This window comes from Glacieibacterium sp. (assembly GCF_965200405.1).
Lineage (GTDB): Bacteria > Pseudomonadota > Alphaproteobacteria > Sphingomonadales > Sphingomonadaceae > Glacieibacterium.
This window is the reverse complement of the sequence record NZ_OZ241356.1, coordinates 2597022-2613004: the sequence shown is the minus strand read 5'-3', so window position 1 is coordinate 2613004 and position 15983 is coordinate 2597022. Positions and strand designations below refer to the sequence as shown.

Annotated in this window: 15 protein-coding genes; 7 read left to right on the top strand and 8 right to left on the bottom strand. The window is 65.6% G+C overall.

From position 1 onward, the window contains the following. Positions 1 to 5 precede the first annotated feature (5 nt). The 5 genes from dinB to sdhC form a co-directional block, all read right to left on the bottom strand. Positions 6 to 1067 carry a DNA polymerase IV gene (dinB, locus tag ACOFKW_RS12195; protein WP_419814424.1) on the bottom strand — a complete coding sequence of 354 codons (1062 nt, stop codon included), beginning with the start codon at positions 1065 to 1067 and terminating at the stop codon, positions 6 to 8. A 176-nt stretch (positions 1068 to 1243) separates the two neighbouring features. After that, the gene (locus ACOFKW_RS12190; RefSeq protein ID WP_419814423.1) at positions 1244 to 2029 is read right to left on the bottom strand and encodes a succinate dehydrogenase iron-sulfur subunit; all 786 of its coding nucleotides are present in this window, start codon (positions 2027 to 2029) and stop codon (positions 1244 to 1246) included. Positions 2030 to 2041: 12 nt separating this feature from the next. Further along, the gene (gene sdhA / locus ACOFKW_RS12185; protein WP_419814422.1) at positions 2042 to 3829 is read right to left on the bottom strand and encodes a succinate dehydrogenase flavoprotein subunit; all 1788 of its coding nucleotides are present in this window, start codon (positions 3827 to 3829) and stop codon (positions 2042 to 2044) included. Positions 3830 to 3831: 2 nt separating this feature from the next. Continuing rightward, positions 3832 to 4212 carry a succinate dehydrogenase, hydrophobic membrane anchor protein gene (gene sdhD, locus ACOFKW_RS12180; RefSeq protein WP_419814421.1) on the bottom strand — a complete coding sequence of 127 codons (381 nt, stop codon included), beginning with the start codon at positions 4210 to 4212 and terminating at the stop codon, positions 3832 to 3834. Between the two features lies 1 nt (position 4213). Beyond that, positions 4214 to 4615, bottom strand: coding sequence for a succinate dehydrogenase, cytochrome b556 subunit (sdhC, locus tag ACOFKW_RS12175; protein WP_419814420.1), 402 nt, complete (start codon positions 4613 to 4615; stop codon positions 4214 to 4216). 188 nt (positions 4616 to 4803) lie between these two features. Between sdhC and ACOFKW_RS12170 the strand changes: the two genes are divergently transcribed. From ACOFKW_RS12170 to ACOFKW_RS12155, 4 genes are all read left to right on the top strand, one after another. Beyond that, on the top strand, positions 4804 to 5094 hold the full coding sequence (locus tag ACOFKW_RS12170) for a type II toxin-antitoxin system RelE/ParE family toxin (RefSeq protein WP_419814419.1): 291 nt from the start codon (positions 4804 to 4806) through the stop codon (positions 5092 to 5094). Positions 5095 to 5105: 11 nt separating this feature from the next. Continuing rightward, positions 5106 to 5405, top strand: coding sequence for a HigA family addiction module antitoxin (locus ACOFKW_RS12165; RefSeq protein ID WP_419814418.1), 300 nt, complete (start codon positions 5106 to 5108; stop codon positions 5403 to 5405). 137 nt (positions 5406 to 5542) lie between these two features. Further along, complete coding sequence (scpA, locus tag ACOFKW_RS12160; RefSeq protein ID WP_419814417.1) at positions 5543 to 7678, top strand: methylmalonyl-CoA mutase; 2136 nt, start codon at positions 5543 to 5545, stop codon at positions 7676 to 7678. Between the two features lie 128 nt (positions 7679 to 7806). Next, positions 7807 to 8985, top strand: a complete 1179-nt coding sequence (locus ACOFKW_RS12155) for a vWA domain-containing protein (protein WP_419814416.1) — start codon at positions 7807 to 7809, stop codon at positions 8983 to 8985. 13 nt (positions 8986 to 8998) lie between these two features. On the opposite strand, the gene ACOFKW_RS12150 is transcribed toward ACOFKW_RS12155, so the two are convergent. Then, positions 8999 to 9169, bottom strand: a complete 171-nt coding sequence (locus ACOFKW_RS12150; RefSeq protein ID WP_419814415.1) for a hypothetical protein — start codon at positions 9167 to 9169, stop codon at positions 8999 to 9001. Next, a complete protein-coding gene (gene glpK / locus ACOFKW_RS12145; RefSeq protein WP_419814414.1) occupies positions 9166 to 10641 on the bottom strand; it encodes a glycerol kinase GlpK in 1476 nt (491 codons plus the stop codon). The genes ACOFKW_RS12150 and glpK overlap by 4 nt, the downstream gene beginning before the upstream one ends. A 104-nt stretch (positions 10642 to 10745) precedes the next feature. On the opposite strand from glpK, the gene glpD reads away from it, so the two are divergent. After that, complete coding sequence (gene glpD / locus ACOFKW_RS12140; protein ID WP_419814413.1) at positions 10746 to 12260, top strand: glycerol-3-phosphate dehydrogenase; 1515 nt, start codon at positions 10746 to 10748, stop codon at positions 12258 to 12260. Here the strand turns inward: glpD and ACOFKW_RS12135 are convergent. Then, positions 12257 to 13192 carry a threonine ammonia-lyase gene (locus ACOFKW_RS12135; protein WP_419814412.1) on the bottom strand — a complete coding sequence of 312 codons (936 nt, stop codon included), beginning with the start codon at positions 13190 to 13192 and terminating at the stop codon, positions 12257 to 12259. The two genes, glpD and ACOFKW_RS12135, sit on opposite strands and share 4 nt — an antisense overlap. A 231-nt stretch (positions 13193 to 13423) precedes the next feature. On the opposite strand from ACOFKW_RS12135, the gene ACOFKW_RS12130 reads away from it, so the two are divergent. Both ACOFKW_RS12130 and ACOFKW_RS12125 read left to right on the top strand, forming a co-directional pair. Next, entirely contained in the window at positions 13424 to 14632 is a 1209-nt protein-coding gene (locus ACOFKW_RS12130) for a type III PLP-dependent enzyme (RefSeq protein ID WP_419814411.1), read from the top strand. Between the two features lie 210 nt (positions 14633 to 14842). Then, positions 14843 to 15895, top strand: a complete 1053-nt coding sequence (locus ACOFKW_RS12125) for a 1,9-bis(guanidino)-5-aza-nonane synthase (RefSeq protein ID WP_419814410.1) — start codon at positions 14843 to 14845, stop codon at positions 15893 to 15895. Positions 15896 to 15983 lie beyond the last annotated feature (88 nt).

Sequence of the window (15983 nt, the reverse complement as noted above, 5' to 3'; positions counted from 1 at the left end):
CGTGTTCAGATCGCCAGCAGGGGCTGATCGTCGCGCGGACCTTGGTCGAGCGAGGCCAGCGTGACGCCGAGCAGGCGCACGCCGAGCGGTACCGGGAGCACCGTCGCCAGCAGGCTGCGCGCCACCTCGGTCAGCGCCGCCCGCCCGTCGATCAGCGTCGGGCAGGTTCGCGACCGCGTGATCTGGGTGAAGTCGGCGAACTTGACCTTGAGCACCAGCGTCCGGCCCGACGCGTTGGAGCGCGAGATGCGCGTCCACGCCGCCTCGATGACCGGGTCGAGCGCCGCGATCAGGTCGCCCGCCTCGGTCAGGTCGATGTCGAAGGTGCGCTCCGCCCCGACCGACTTGTTGGGACGGTCGTTGCGGACGGGGCGGTCGTCCTGGCCGTGCGCGGCGCGGTGGAGGTAGTTGGCATAGCTGCCGAAATGCCGGGTCAGTTCGGCGAGGCCCTTGTCTCGGAGGTCGGCGCCGGTGGTGATGCCGAGGCGCTCCATCTTGGCCGCGGTGACCGGGCCGACACCGTGGAAGCGCTTGACCGGCAGGCTGGCGACGAATGCCGGGCCGCGCGCCGGGGTGATGACGCAGACGCCGTCGGGCTTGTTCTGGTCCGACGCGAGCTTGGCGATGAACTTGTTGTACGAGACGCCCGCCGAGGCGGTCAGTCCAGTCGTGGCGCGGATGCTGGCGCGGATCGCCTCGGCGATGGCGGTGGCGTTGGGCGCGCCACTGACGTCGAGATACGCCTCGTCGAGCGACAGTGGCTCGATCAGGTCGGTGTGCTCGGCGAAGATCGCGCGGATCTGGTTGGAGACGGCGCGGTAGACGTCGAAGCGCGGCGGCACGAACACCAGCTGCGGGCAGCGCCTGAGCGCGGTGACCGAGGCCATGGCGGAGCGGACGCCAAAGGTGCGGGCTTCATAGCTGGCGGCGGCGACAACACCCCGGGCCTGGGCGCTGCCGACGGCGACCGGGCGCCCGCGGAGTTCGGGGGCGTCGCGCTGCTCCACCGACGCGTAGAAAGCGTCCATGTCGATGTGGATGATCTTGCGCGGGGGCGCGTCGGACATGGCCGCTTGTACACGGAACAGATGAGCAACGGAAGTGAGTTAGGGGGTCGCGGCAAAGCCGCTCCCGTCGGCCGGGCTCGCCAGTGAAAGGCTGGCGACCCGCCGTCCGGCACGTCTAGCGAGTCTGAGCGCAAGGCGATCTTCGCGAAGTGCGAAGCTCGCCTTGCGCTCAGCCGCTAGACGGCGCGTTCAACCATCATCTTCTTGATCTCCGCAATCGCCTTCGCCGGGTTGAGACCCTTCGGGCAGACGTTCGCGCAATTCATGATCGTGTGGCAGCGGTACAGGCGGAACGGATCCTCCAGCGCGTCGAGGCGCTCGCCGGTCATCTCGTCGCGGCTGTCCGCCAGCCAGCGATAGGCCTGCAACAGGATCGCCGGCCCGAGGAACTTGTCGCTGTTCCACCAATAGCTCGGGCAGGCGGTCGAGCAGCAGGCGCACAGGATGCACTCGTACAGCCCGTCGATCTTGGAGCGCTCCTCGACCGTCTGCAGCCGCTCCTCGTTCGACGGCACCGGCGTCACCGTCTGCAGCCACGGCTTGATCGAGGCGTACTGCGCATAGAAGTGCTTGAAGTCGGGGACCAGGTCCTTGACCACGTCCATGTGCGGCAGCGGCGTGATCCGCACCTCGCCCTTGATGTCCTCGATCGCAGTGGTGCAGGCCAGCGCGTTGGTCCCGTCGATGTTCATCGAGCACGACCCGCAGATACCCTCGCGGCACGACCGGCGGAAGGTCAGCGTCGGGTCGACCTCCCCCTTGATCTTGATCAGCGCGTCGAGGACCATCGGCCCGGTCGTCTCCAGGTCGAGCTCGTAGGTGTCGTAGCGCGGGTTCTGCCCGTCGTCGGGGTTCCAGCGATAGATCTTGAACGCCCGCGCATTCACCGCCCCGGCGGGCGCCGGATAGCGCGTCCCGTTGGACTTGATCTTGCTGTTCGTCGGAAGTGAGAATTCGGCCATCTTCGGGCTCCTTTAGTAAACCCGCGCCTTGGGCTTGATGTACTCGATCTCGTCGGTCAGCGTGTAGCTGTGCACCGGGCGCTGGGCGAGGGTGACACCGCCGTCGCGGAACCAGGCGAGCGAATGCTGCATGAAGTTGACGTCGTCGCGGTTGGGGAAGTCCTCGTGCATGTGCGCGCCGCGGCTCTCGTGACGCGCCGCTGCCGAATGCATGGTGACGACCGCCTGCGGGATCATGTTGTCCAGCTCCAGCGTCTCGATCAGATCGGTGTTGAACACCAGGCTGCGGTCGGCGATGCCGATGTCGGCCATGCGCTGGTAGACCGCGTCGATCTTGGCCTGGCCTTCGCTCAGCACCTCGGCGGTGCGGAACACGCCGGCGTTGGCCTGCATGGTCTTCTGCATCTGCGCCCGCACCGACGAGGTCGGCGAGCCGCCCTTGGAGAAGCGGTAGCCGTCCAGGCGCCCCAAGGCGAAGTCGGCATTGTCCTTGGCCAGCGGCGAATGCGCGGTCATCGGCTTGATGATGTCGGCGATCTTGTGCGCCGTCGCCCGTCCGAACACCACCAGGTCGATCAGGGAGTTGGAGCCCAGGCGGTTGGCGCCGTGGACCGAGACGCATGCCGCCTCGCCGACCGCGAACAGCCCGGGGACGACCGCGTCGGGGTTGCCGTCGCGCAGGGTGACGACCTCGCCGTGATAGTTCGTCGGGATGCCGCCCATGTTGTAGTGGACGGTCGGCGTCACCGGGATCGGCTCCTTGGTCAGGTCGACGCCGGCAAAGATCTTGGCGGTCTCGGAGATGCCGGGCAGGCGCTCGTGCAGCACCGCCGGATCGATGTGATTGAGGTGGAGGTTGATATGGTCACCCTCCGCGCCAACGCCGCGTCCCTCGCGGATCTCCATCGCCATCGAGCGGCTGACGACATCGCGTGAGGCCAGGTCCTTGGCGTGCGGGGCATAGCGCTCCATGAAGCGCTCGCCCTGCGAGTTGGTCAGGTAGCCGCCCTCGCCGCGCGCGCCCTCGGTGATCAGCACGCCGGCGCCGTAGATGCCGGTCGGGTGGAACTGGACGAACTCCATGTCCTGCATCGGGATGCCGGCACGGATCGCCATGCCGCCGCCGTCGCCAGTCGAGGTGTGCGCGCTGGTCGCCGAGAAATAGCATCGGCCATAGCCACCGGTCGCCAGCACCACGGCATGGCTGCGGAAACGGTGGATGGTACCGTCCTCCATGCACATCGCGATGACGCCCTTGCACTCGCCGTTGACCATAATCAGGTCGATGGCGAAATACTCGATATAGAAGTCCGTCGCGTACTTCAGGCTCTGCTGGTACAGCGCGTGGAGCATGGCGTGGCCGGTGCGGTCGGCAGCGGCGCAGGTGCGCTGGGCCGGCGGGCCGTTGCCCATGTCCTGCGTCATGCCGCCAAAGGCGCGCTGGTAGATCTTGCCTTCTTCGGTGCGGCTGAACGGCACGCCGAAATGCTCGAGCTCATAGACCGCGGCGGGCGCCTCGCGGCACAGATACTCGATCGCGTCCTGGTCGCCGAGCCAGTCGGAGCCCTTGACCGTGTCGTACATGTGCCACGTCCAATGGTCGGGACCCATGTTGCCGAGTGACGCCGCGATGCCGCCCTGCGCCGCGACCGTGTGGCTGCGGGTCGGGAAGACCTTGGTGATGCAGGCGGTTTTCAGACCCGCCTCGGCGATACCCATCGCGGCGCGCAGGCCCGAGCCGCCCGCGCCGACGACGACGGCGTCATAAGTGTGGTCGATGATCTTGTAGGCTTCCGCCATTATCAGGCTCCAAGCGCGATCTTGAGAACGCTGAACAATGCGATTGCCGCACCGGCCAGCGTATAGAAATTAAGGGCGAGCAGCGCGATCAGCTTGCTGCCTTCGTCGTGCAGGTAATCTTCGAGGAAAACCTGCAATCCAAGCCTGAAGTGCCAGAAAACACTGACGATCAGCAGTAGCAGCGGCACCGCAGCGACAGGCTGCCGCAGCCACGTCACCACCGAGACATAGTCCAGCCCGGGCAGGCGAACGAGCGAGGTGATGAACCACAGCATCAGGATGAGATTGCCGACCGCGGTGACGCGCTGCATCCACCAGTGGCCGACGCCGCTCTTCGCGGCACCAAGACCGCGGACGCGGCCGAGTTCTGTCCCGTGGCGCATCTTACAGGCCCTTCCCGACCAGGATCGCGCCCCAGGTCAGCGCCGTCAGCAGCACCGACCCGACGAAGGTCAGGGTGGCGAGGCGCTTGCTGGCGGCGATCTCGAGGCCGGCACCGGTATCCATGATCAAATGCCGGATACCCGACATCAAATGCTGGAAGAAGACCCAGGTCAGGCCGACGCCGACCAAGATGCCGAACCAGCCGGTCGCCACCTTGTAGAAGGTCGCGTAAGCCTCGGCCCCGGTCGCCGCAGCAGCCAGCCACCACAGGAACAGCACGACGCCACCGGTCGCCATCGCGGTGCCGGTGGCGCGGTGGAAGATCGACACCGTCATGTGGACGCGCCACTTCCAGATCGACAGATGCGGCGACAACGGCCGCGGGCGGACCGAAGTCGCCATGATGAATTCCCTCTTGGGTCTGAATTTGGGGCCGTTTTAGGCTAAGCACGCGACGGTGCAACCGTTCATCGCGGTCGCAGGGCGTGCCGACCGATCCGGATAGCCACGGCGCGCCTATTCTCCTATTCGTTACGGACTGTGATCGCCGTATAGCGTAGCTTGACGCTAGACGCATAAAAGGCCATTGCTTGAAGATCGTCAATGTCCTGCACAAAGGTCTTCGCCGCTTTATCGAAGACGATGATTCTTCCGGGTTGCCGGCGCAATCCGTACCGAAGATCGCCAGGATCATCGCATTTCTGCAAGACATGGCGGTCGAGGATGAGTTGCACACCGTGCCGACGTGGAAGGCACACAGACTGATGGGCAACAGGCGCGGCGTGTGGAGCCTGTCCATCGGACGCAACTGGCGGCTTACCTTTCGCATCGAGCACGACGAGTTGGAAATCATCGACCTCGACTATGAAGATTATCATTAGGAGCCAGCAGCATGACCATTAGCGGCGTTCGGCTTAAGTCCCCCCCGCACGTCGGCAGCTTCGTCGGGCACGAGATCATCGAGCCGCTCGGCCTGTCCATAAAGGCCGCAGCCGATGCCCTGGGCGTCACCCGCCCTGCCCTGTCGGCCCTGGTCAACGGTCGCGCTGCACTGTCGCCGGAGATGGCGATCCGGATCGAAAAGGCCTTTGGCGTGTCGATGGAAACCTTGATGCGCATGCAGAACAGCTATGACATCGCGCAGGCCAAGGCGCGGATCGACGAGATCGACGTGCGGCGTTTCGCTGCCTGATCGCGGCTGCCTGATGCCGATCCGCGGATAGTTTCTGACGCCACGGTCGGGCCGCAGCACCCGGCCCCGCACCCCATTCCGCCTCTTGACGCTTCGACCACCCCGTCCCATCCCTCGGGCTCAAGGAGCGCGTAACCATGTCCATTCCTCTTCTCGCCGACTGGCGAGCGCTTGCGGAGCGTGAGTCCAAGGGGCCGCTGAAGTCGTGGCTGACGCCCGAGGGCATCGTGGTGAAGCCGCTCTACACTGCCGAGGATACCGCCGACCTCGATCCCGGCCTGCCCGGCATCGCGCCGTTCACCCGCGGCGTGCGCGCCACCATGTACACCGGCAAGCCGTGGACGATCCGCCAATATGCGGGCTTCTCGACCGCCGAGGCGTCGAACGCCTTCTATCGCCGTAACCTAGCGGCCGGGCAAAAGGGGCTGAGCGTCGCCTTCGACCTCGCCACCCACCGCGGCTATGACAGCGACCATCCACGCGTCACCGGCGACGTCGGCAAGGCGGGCGTCGCGATCGACTCGGTCGAGGACATGAAGATCCTGTTCGACGGCATCCCGCTCGACAAGATGAGCGTGTCGATGACGATGAACGGCGCGGTGATCCCGATCCTGGCCTTCTTCATCGTCGCAGGCGAGGAACAGGGCGTCGACCGCAAGCTGCTCGACGGGACCATCCAGAACGACATCCTCAAGGAGTTCATGGTTCGGAACACCTATGTCTACCCACCCGAGCCGAGCATGCGGATCGTCGCCGACATCATCGCCTATACCTCGGCGGAGATGCCCAAGTTCAACTCGATCTCGATCAGCGGCTATCACATGCAGGAAGCCGGCGCGACGCAGGTCCAGGAACTCGCCTTCACGATCGCCGACGGCATGGACTATGTCCGCGCGGCACAGGCCGGCGGGCTGGATATCGACGCCTTTGCAGGACGTTTGAGCTTTTTCTTCGCAATCGGCATGAACTTCTTCATGGAGGTCGCCAAGCTGCGCGCCGCGCGTCTGTTGTGGCACCGGGCGATGACGCAGCTCGGCGCCAAGACCGAGCGTTCGAAGATGCTGCGCACGCATTGCCAGACCTCCGGCGTGTCGCTGACCGAGGCGGACCCGTACAACAATATCGTCCGCACGACGGTCGAGGCGATGGCGGCGGTGCTCGGCGGCACCCAGTCGCTGCACACCAACGCGCTGGACGAGGCGATCGCGCTGCCCAGCGAGTTCTCCGCCCGGATCGCGCGCAACACCCAGCTGATCGTCGCCGAGGAAACCGGCATCACCAACGTCGTCGATCCGCTCGGCGGCAGCTATTACATCGAGGCGCTGACCGCCGAGCTGGCCGAGACCGCCTGGGCGTTGATCGAGAAGGTCGAGGCGGAAGGCGGCATGACGCAGGCCGTCGCCTCAGGGATGCCCAAGCGGCTAATCGAGGAAGCCGCCGCCGCACGCGGGGCGCGGGTCGACCGCGGCGAGGACGTCGTCGTCGGGGTCAACAAGTACCGGCTCGCCGAAGAGGACAAGATCGAGACGCTGAGCGTCGACAACGATGCAGTGCGGACCTCCCAGATCGCACGGCTAGACAAGATGCGTTCGTCGCGCGATCCCAACGCGGTAGCAGCTGCACTGGATGCGCTGCGCGAAGGTGCGCGAGGGTCGGGCAATTTGCTGGCGCTGGCGGTGGAGGCGGCCCGGGCGCGCGCCTCGCTCGGCGAAATCAGCGCCGCGATGGAGGACGTGTTCGGACGTTACGGCACGACGCCGACGCCGGTGACCGGCATCTACGGCGGCGCGTTCTCGGGCGACGGCCGCTGGCAGATGCTGCAGGACGGCGTCACCACCGCAGGCGAGCGTCGCGGCAAAACCCCCAAGATGCTGGTCGCCAAGATGGGCCAGGACGGTCATGACCGCGGCGCCAATCTGATCGCCTCGGCGTTCGGCGACCTGGGCTTCGACATCGTGCCGGGACCATTGTTCCAGACGCCGGCCGAGACCGCCGCGCTGGCGATCAAGGCGGACGTCGACGTCGTCGGCGCGTCATCGCTGGCGGGGGCGCATCTGTCGCTGCTGCCCGAACTGGTCGGGCACCTGCGCGATGCCGGTCGACCCGATATTCGCGTCGTCGTCGGCGGGGTGATACCGGCGGTCGACTATGACGCGCTCTACGCCGCCGGGGTCGCCGCGATCTTCGGGCCGGGGACGCACATTCTCGACTCCGCCTCGCAGGTTTTGCGCCTGCTTGGCCAGAATCTCCCTGAGGCCGAGGCCGCCGAGTAGAACCGCTGTCCTACAGGCCGAGATGTTGATAAGTGGCTTTCGCCAGTCCGCTTAACCACACAGTTCTGCACGGTTTTTCGACCCCCCGATCCTAGGTCAGCTTCTTCCGGTTATTCTCAGGAGATTTGATGTTTCTCAACTTTCTTGACGAACTCCGCGCCGCGAAGATTCCGGCATCGCTGAAGGAGCATCTGGCGCTGCTGGAGGCGCTGCAGGCCGGCGTCATCGACCGCAATATCGACGAGTTCTACTACCTCGCCCGCGCGACCTATGTGAAGGACGAGGGCCTGCTCGACCGCTTCGACCAGGTCTTCGCCAAGGTCTTCAAAGGGCTGGAAAGCACGATCGAAACCGGCGCCGCGGAGATCCCGGAAGACTGGCTGCGCCGCGTCGCCGAACTCAACCTCTCCGACGAGGAAATGGCCGAACTCCAGAAACTCGGGTGGGACAAGTTGATGGAAACATTGGCAGAACGTCTTGCCGAGCAGAAAGAACGTCACGAAGGCGGCAATAAATGGATCGGAACGGGCGGAAAATCGCCATTTGGCGCCTACGGATCGCATCCTGAGGGCATTCGCATCGGCCAGGACCGCAACCGCCGCAACAGCGCCGTCAAGGTCTGGGACAAGCGCGAGTTCCGCAACCTCGGCTCCTCGGTCGAGCTCGGCACGCGCAATATCAAAGTCGCGCTGCGCCGCCTGCGCAAGTTCGCCCGGGACGGCGCGGCGGACGAACTCGATCTCGACGCCACGGTCAGCGGTACGGCGAAAAAGGCCTATCTCGACATCGTCATGCGGCCGGAGCGGCACAATGCGGTCAAGCTGCTGCTGATGCTCGACGTCGGCGGTTCGATGGATCCCTTCATCAAGATCTGCGAGGAGCTGTTTTCCGCAGCGCGGTCGGAATTCAAGCACCTCGAGTTCTTCTACTTCCACAATTGCCCCTATGATTCGCTTTGGCAGGACAACAAGCGGCGCTGGCAGGAGCGCACCCCGACGATGGACCTGCTCCACAAATTCCCCCAGGATTACAAGCTGGTATTCGTCGGCGACGCCTCGATGTCACCCTATGAGATCAGCTATCCCGGCGGTTCGGTGGAGCATTGGAACGAGGAAGCGGGCGCGGTCTGGATGCAGCGCATGCTCGACGTCTACCACTCCGCCGCCTGGCTCAACCCGATCCCGGAGAGCAGCTGGGGCCACAGCCAGTCGATCCAGATAATGAAGACCGTCATGGAAGACCGCATGTACCCGCTGTCGATCGAGGGTCTGGACCGCGCCATGAAGGAACTGACCCGCTCGCACTGATGGGGGGCGCCGCTCAGCCGATCGGCAACGAATTGACCCAGACGTTGAAAATCGTGACCACGCCCGCTGCGATCATCAGTCCCGCTTTCAGCCGCGTTCCCAGACCCTTGGCCAGCATCCACACGCCGGTGTCGATCAGCGCGAAGGCAGCGAACATCGCCAAGGCAATCAACACATCCGTCATCGTACCAGCGCCTGTCTTACCGCATGAGCCCAGTTTTCACGTCGCGTCGCCCGCGTCGCCGCATCGATCGCCGGCACGAACACCCGATCCAGCTGCGCCATGCCGGCCGCCTCCTCCAGCGAGGCGAACAGCCCGGCACCGAGCCCGGCCAGCATCGCACAACCGAGCGCCGTCGTCTCGATCACCCGCGGCCGCTCGACGGGAATGCCCAACGTGTCGGCAAGGTCCTGGCACAGCCAGTCGTTGGCGACCATGCCGCCGTCGACACGCAGCCGCTCCGTCACGACGCCGTCCGCCGCCAGCGCCGCCAGCAGGTCTGCGGTCTGATGTCCCATCGCCTCCAGCGTCGCCCGGGCGATATGCGCAAAGCTGGTGCCGCTGGTGATGCCTGTGATCAGGCCGCGCACATCGGGCCGCCAGTGCGGCGCGCCCATGCCGGCGAAGGCAGGCACCATGACGACGCCTCCGCTATCGGGCACCGAGCGGGCCAGCGCCTCCGTCTCCGCGCTCGCCTCGATGATGCGCAGACCGTCGCGGAGCCATTGCACTGCCGCACCAGCGGTGAAGATACTGCCTTCCAGTGCATAGCTTGCCACGCCGTCGATACGCCACGCCACAGTCGACAGCAGGCGATGCTTCGACGCCGGCCGCGCCGCGCCAGCCTGGGCGAGGACGAAGGTGCCGGTGCCGTAGGTCGCCTTAACCATGCCGGGTGTCAGGCAAGCTTGGCCGATAGCAGCGGCTTGCTGGTCTCCGATGCTCGCTGTGATAGGCAACATCCGACCGAGCAGCGTCGTGCTGCCCAGCGAGCCAACGCAGTCGGTGATCGTCGGCAGGACGGAGCGCGGCACCCCGAGCAACCCCAGCAGCCGCTCGTCCCACTGGCAGCTACCAAGGTCCATCAGCAGCGTCCGCGACGCGTTGGTCGCGTCGGTGGCGTGCACCCTGCCCTCGGTCAGGCGGAACAGCAGATATGAGTCGATGGTGCCGACCGCGAGTGTACCATCACCGGCCGCTGCCCGGACAACCGGCCAGTTCTCCAGCGCCCAGGCGATCTTGGTCCCTGAGAAGTATGGGTCGAGGACCAGCCCGGTCCGCTCCTGCACCAGCGCCTCGCGGCCGTCGGTGCGGAGGCGCTCGCACAGGACGGCGGAGCGGCGATCTTGCCAGACGATAGCCGGGGCCAACGGCTCGCCGGTGCGCCGGTCCCAGAAGACGACGGTCTCGCGCTGGTTGGTCAGGCCGATGCAGGCGATCCGCTCCAGCCCGACCGCCGCTGTCGCGTCCGTCAGGCACGACAGGCTGTGCGCCCAGATCTCGGCGGCGTCATGCTCGACCCAACCCGGCTGCCGGAAGCTCTGGGTCAACGGTCGCGCGCTTTGGGCGACGATGTCGCCGGTCCGGTCGAACACGATCGCCCGCGTCGAGGTCGTGCCCTCGTCGAGGACCAGGATCAGGTCGGATGCGGTCATGCCCGCTCCATACGCAGTTTCCTCCGCAGCGCGAAGCGCCGCGGTCGATGTTATCATGCCGGTAAGGCTCTCGACTCACCGCCGGGCGCCCGCCAAATGGAGCGGTGACTTACGATCTTCTTATCATCGGCGGTGGCATCAACGGCGCGGGTATCGCCCGGGACGCGGCAGGGCGCGGGTTAAGCGTCGCGCTGGTCGAGGCCGGCGACCTAGCGGGCGGCACGTCGAGCGCCTCTACCAAGTTGATCCACGGCGGTCTGCGCTACCTTGAGTTCTACGCATTCGGCATGGTCCGCAAGGCGCTTGCCGAGCGCGAGGTGTTACTCGACATCGCGCCGCATATCAGCTGGCCGCAAAGCTTCGTCCTGCCGGAGGGCGCGGGGAGCCGGCCCGACTGGATGCTGCGTGCGGGGCTATGGCTGTACGACCATCTGGCGCGGCGCAAGGTCGTCTTGGGCTCGGCGAAGATCGATCTGAGGCAGGACCGGGCCGGACGCGCGCTGGATGCCAGGTTCGCTACCGGCTTTCGCTATTGGGATGGCTGGGTCGACGATGCCCGCATTGTCATCGCCAATGTACGAGATGCTGCGGACCGCGGTGCGGAGATCATTACGCGCACCCGGGTGGAGCGGACCGAGCATGACAGCGAGACGTGGCAGGTGACGCTGTCCGATGGACGGACGCTGGCAGCCAGGTATCTGGTAAACGCGACAGGCCCCTGGGCTGGACAGGTGGCGCGGAAGGTTTTGGGTCGCCACGATGCTCCGCCGCTACGATTGGTGCAGGGATCGCATTTGGTGACTCGCAGAGTGCATCTAGGACGCGACGCGTTCACTCTGCAGCAGCCGGATGGGCGTGTGGTGTTCGTCATCCCGTATGAAGGTGATTTCTCGCTGGTCGGGACGACGGAGCGCGAGGTTGAGACTGCAGAAGCGCCGACGGTGACGGATGATGAATATGACTATCTGCTTGGGGCAGTGAATCGGTATTTGTCGAGGCCGCTGGGGGATGCGGATGTCGTGCATCGGTTTGCGGGGGTCAGGCCGCTGATTCTCGAGGCGGGCAAAGGAAATAGGGAGGCTTCGCGGGATTTCAGGCTGGTCCGGCATGCGGGGGTGCCGGCGTTGACGGTGGTAGGGGGGAAAATCACCACCTACCGGCTGTTGGCGGAGGCGGCGATGAAGATCGTCGCGCCGAAAACCAAGGCTTGGACGGCGACCGCTCCGCTGCCGGGCGGGGATGTGGCGCGGCTGGAGGGGGAGACGGGACAGGCGGCGTTCGAGCGGTGGCTGGCGGCGCTGATCGTCACCCATGCCGATTATGACCCAAGGATTATCAAGCGGTTGGCGCGGACTATTGGTACGGCGTGTGAGCCGATGCTGGAGCGGGGGTTGGGCGAGAATTTGGGCGGTATCTTCACCGCCGAGCTCGAATACTTCGTCGAGCGCGAATGGGCGACGACCGCCGAGGATGTGCTGTGGCGGCGCACCAAGATGGGCCTTCACCTCGACCATGAGGCCAAGGCGAGGGTCGCCGCCTGGTTCGGCGAGGCTCGCCCGCCGGTCGACGACGTACCGGAGGGCGCCCCCCACCGCTTTGCCGTGCCGAGCCGCGACTAGGCCGCCAGGCACCGCGCGAAGGTCGCCGCATCGACGTTGCCGCCCGACAGCAGCACCACGGCCGACCGCCCGCGCAGGTCGACGACGCCCTCCAGGGCCGCTGCCAGCGCCACCGCGCCGCCTGGTTCCAGCACCAGTTTCAAATGGCGGAAGGCGAACGCCACCGCCCGCATCGCCGCCGCGTCCGAGACCGAGACGCCTGTCGTGCCGAGATCGCGCAGGATGTCGAAGGTCAACGGCACCATCACCAGCGTCTGCAGCGCGTCGCAGACCGTTGGGCCGGGATCGACCACCGGCAGGATGGTTCCCGCCGCCAACGACCGCGCCACGTCGTCGTAACCCGCGGGCTCGACCGTCACGACCGGCAATCCGGAGCCCAGCGCGATGCCGCTCGCCAGCCCGCCGCCGCCGCAGCAGACCAGCACCACATCGGCCGTCTCGCCCAGCGCCGCCAGGTCCTCCGCGATCTCCAGCCCGGCGGTGCCCTGCCCGGCAACGATGTACGGATCGTCGAAGCTAGGCACGACAGTGGCGCCGCGTTCGTCCGCATGGCGGTGCGCGATGACCGAGCGGTCTTCGAGATAACGGTCGTACAGGACCACTTCGGCGCCGTAATCACGAGTCGCATCGATTTTGATCGCCGGTGCATCGTGCGGCATGACGATCATCGCGGGGATACCGAGCAATTGCGCCGCCCGGGCCACGCCCTGGGCGTGATTGCCACTGGAGAACGCCACCACGCCCGCCGCCCGCTGGGCCGGGTCCAGAGCTGCCAAGCGGTTGTAAGCGCCGCGGAATTTGAACGATCCGGTGCGCTGCAAACACTCGGGCTTGAGCCAGATCCGCGCGCCCGTCGCGTCGTCCAGGGCGTCGGAGCGCAGCAGCGGCGTGCGCACCGCATGGCCGTGCAGGCGTACTGCCGCAGCCTCCACATCGTCACGAGAAACCCGGCGCAAAAAAGGTGCAAAAACGGTCACTTACGTCTCCGGCTAAGTTGATGATCGGCCAAGGCAATTTCATGAAAAACGGAACGCAAAAAAACTACTTTACATGGGGGGTCCGCGACCCTAGATACGCCCTCCGCTGCCCCATGGGACTTCCAACCGCAAGGCAGTTTGATTGCAGCAAGTTCGCTGCGAACCACGCCCCGGAGGTCCCTTGCATTGTACAAGCCATATAACGCGCTGGGGGTAGCCCGCGACACTGTTCCGTCGCAGCCTGTTACCCTTGTTCGCCCTCACGCCGCTGCCCGCGCGGCTCGGTACTTCGCTGAGAAGTTTCCGGGCACGCCGATGTATGCCGTAAAGGCCAATCCGTCGCCCGACCTGCTGCGCATCCTGTGGGATGGCGGTATCAAGACCTTTGACGTCGCCTCGATCGCCGAGGTGCGGCTGGTTCGCGAGACGCTGCCCGAGGCGACCCTGTGCTTCATGCACCCGGTCAAGCCGCGCGAGTCGATCTTCGAGGCGTATCACGTCCACGGCGTCCGCACCTTCTCGCTCGACGGGCTGGAGGAGCTGGCCAAGATCGTCGAGGAGACCTCGATCGATGGCCAGGCGGCGACCGACCTGACGCTGTGCGTCCGGCTGCGCGTCTCGTCGGCCTATTCCAAGCTCAGCCTGGCGTCGAAGTTCGGCGTTCCGGTCGATGAGGCTGCACCTGTCCTGATGGCCGCTCGCCAGGCAGCGGATGCGCTCGGCATCTGCTTCCACGTCGGTTCGCAGGCGATGAGCCCGTCGGCGTACAGCGACGCCATGCTGCTGGTCCGTGCCGCGATCGTCGCGGCCGGTGTCACCGTCGACGTCGTCGATGTCGGTGGCGGCTTCCCGTCGATCTACCCGGGCATGGAGCCCGGCACGATGCAGCGTTACTTCGACGTCATCGGCGCCGCCTTCGAGGACCTGCCGGTCAGCTACTCCGCCGAACTGTGGTGCGAGCCCGGTCGGGCGCTGTGCGCCGAATACTCCAGCCTGCTGGTCCGGGTCGAGAAGCGTCGCGACGACACGCTGTACATCAACGACGGTGCCTATGGCGCGCTGTTCGACGCGGCGCACATCGACTGGGTGTTCCCGACCAACCTGCTGCGCGAGTCGCGGGCGAAGTCGATCGGCTACAGCTTCTATGGTCCGACGTGCGATGACATGGACTTCATGCGCGGACCGTTCGAACTGCCGGCCGACGTCCAGACCGGCGATTATTTCGAGATCGGCATGCTGGGTGCCTATGGCTGCGCGATGCGGACAGCGTTCAACGGCTTCACCAACGGCGACACGGTGATCGTCACCGACGAACCGATGGCGTCGGCCTACACTGTCACCGAGCCGTCACGCGAAGTCGTTATCCCGATCCGTCGGGCGAAGTCGCAAGGCTGAGCTTCCTTTTCCCCTCCCCCTTGCGGGGAGGGGTTAGGTTGGGCGCGGCGGTTGCCGCATACGTTGCCCGGCGCGAAAAGGGCTCACAAAGGCTCGCTCCCATCCCTAGCCCCTCCCCAGGGGGAGGGGGACAGTTTATCCCCGTTCGGCGCTGGATGATCCAGCCGCGGGCGGCACTGCGGTGCCGAGCCAGCTGACACTGGAGACACCATGACCACCAACGCCATCAACGACACCCGCAAGGCGGAATTGCTTTCGACCACGGTCAAGCACATCGATATCCGCAGCTTCGACGCGCGCCCGATCATCGACGGCATGGCCGGCATGAGCTTCACCTCGCGCGACCTGGCGCGGGCGACGAGCATCTACAACGACATGCTCAAGGACCCCGACTGCACGATCTTCCTGGTCATCGCCGGGTCGACCTCGGCCGGCGGCTGCATGGACCTGTATGCCGAGCTGGTGCGCAACAACATGATCGACGGCATCGTCGCCACCGGCGCGTCGATCGTCGACATGGATTTCTTCGAGGGCCTTGGCCACAAGCACTATCAGGCACTGGAGGTGCCGGACGACGACACGCTGCGCTCGTTGCTGATCGACCGAATCTACGACACCTACATCGACGAGGAGCAGCTCCAGAACGTCGACCACACGATCTTCGAGATCGCCGAGACGCTGGAGCCACGCGCCTATTCGAGCCGCGAGTTCATCCGCGAGATGGGCAAGTATCTCGTCGAGCACGGCAAGAAGGACAACAGCCTGGTCAAGCTGGCGTACGAGCATGACGTGCCGATCTTCTGCCCGGCGTTCGTCGACTCGTCGGCGGGCTTCGGCCTCGTCAAGCACCAGGTCGATGCGGTGAAGGCGGGCAAGCCTTACATGGTCCTCGACGCCATCGCCGACTTCCGCGAACTGACCGAGATCAAGATCAAGGCGGGCACCACTGGCCTGTTGATGATCGGCGGCGGCGTGCCCAAGAACTTCATCCAGGACACCGTGGTCTGCGCCGAGATCCTCGGCCATGACGACGTCCAGGTCCACAAGTACGCGGTCCAGATCACTGTTGCCGACGTGCGCGACGGCGCCTGCTCGTCGTCGACGCTGCAGGAGGCTGCAAGCTGGGGCAAGGTCAACACCGGCATCGAGCAGATGGTGTTTGCCGAGGCCGGTTCGGTGATGCCGCTGCTGGCATCCGATGCCTATCACCGCGGTTACTGGAAAGACCGTGCGGTGCGCGGCTGGAGCAAGCTGTTCGCGTAAGGCTGTCATCTGCTCCCTCCCGCCGCGAAGCCGCGAGTGGGAGGGAGCAGCGATCTTGGCTTCCGTTGTGCCACCTGATTTCCGCACG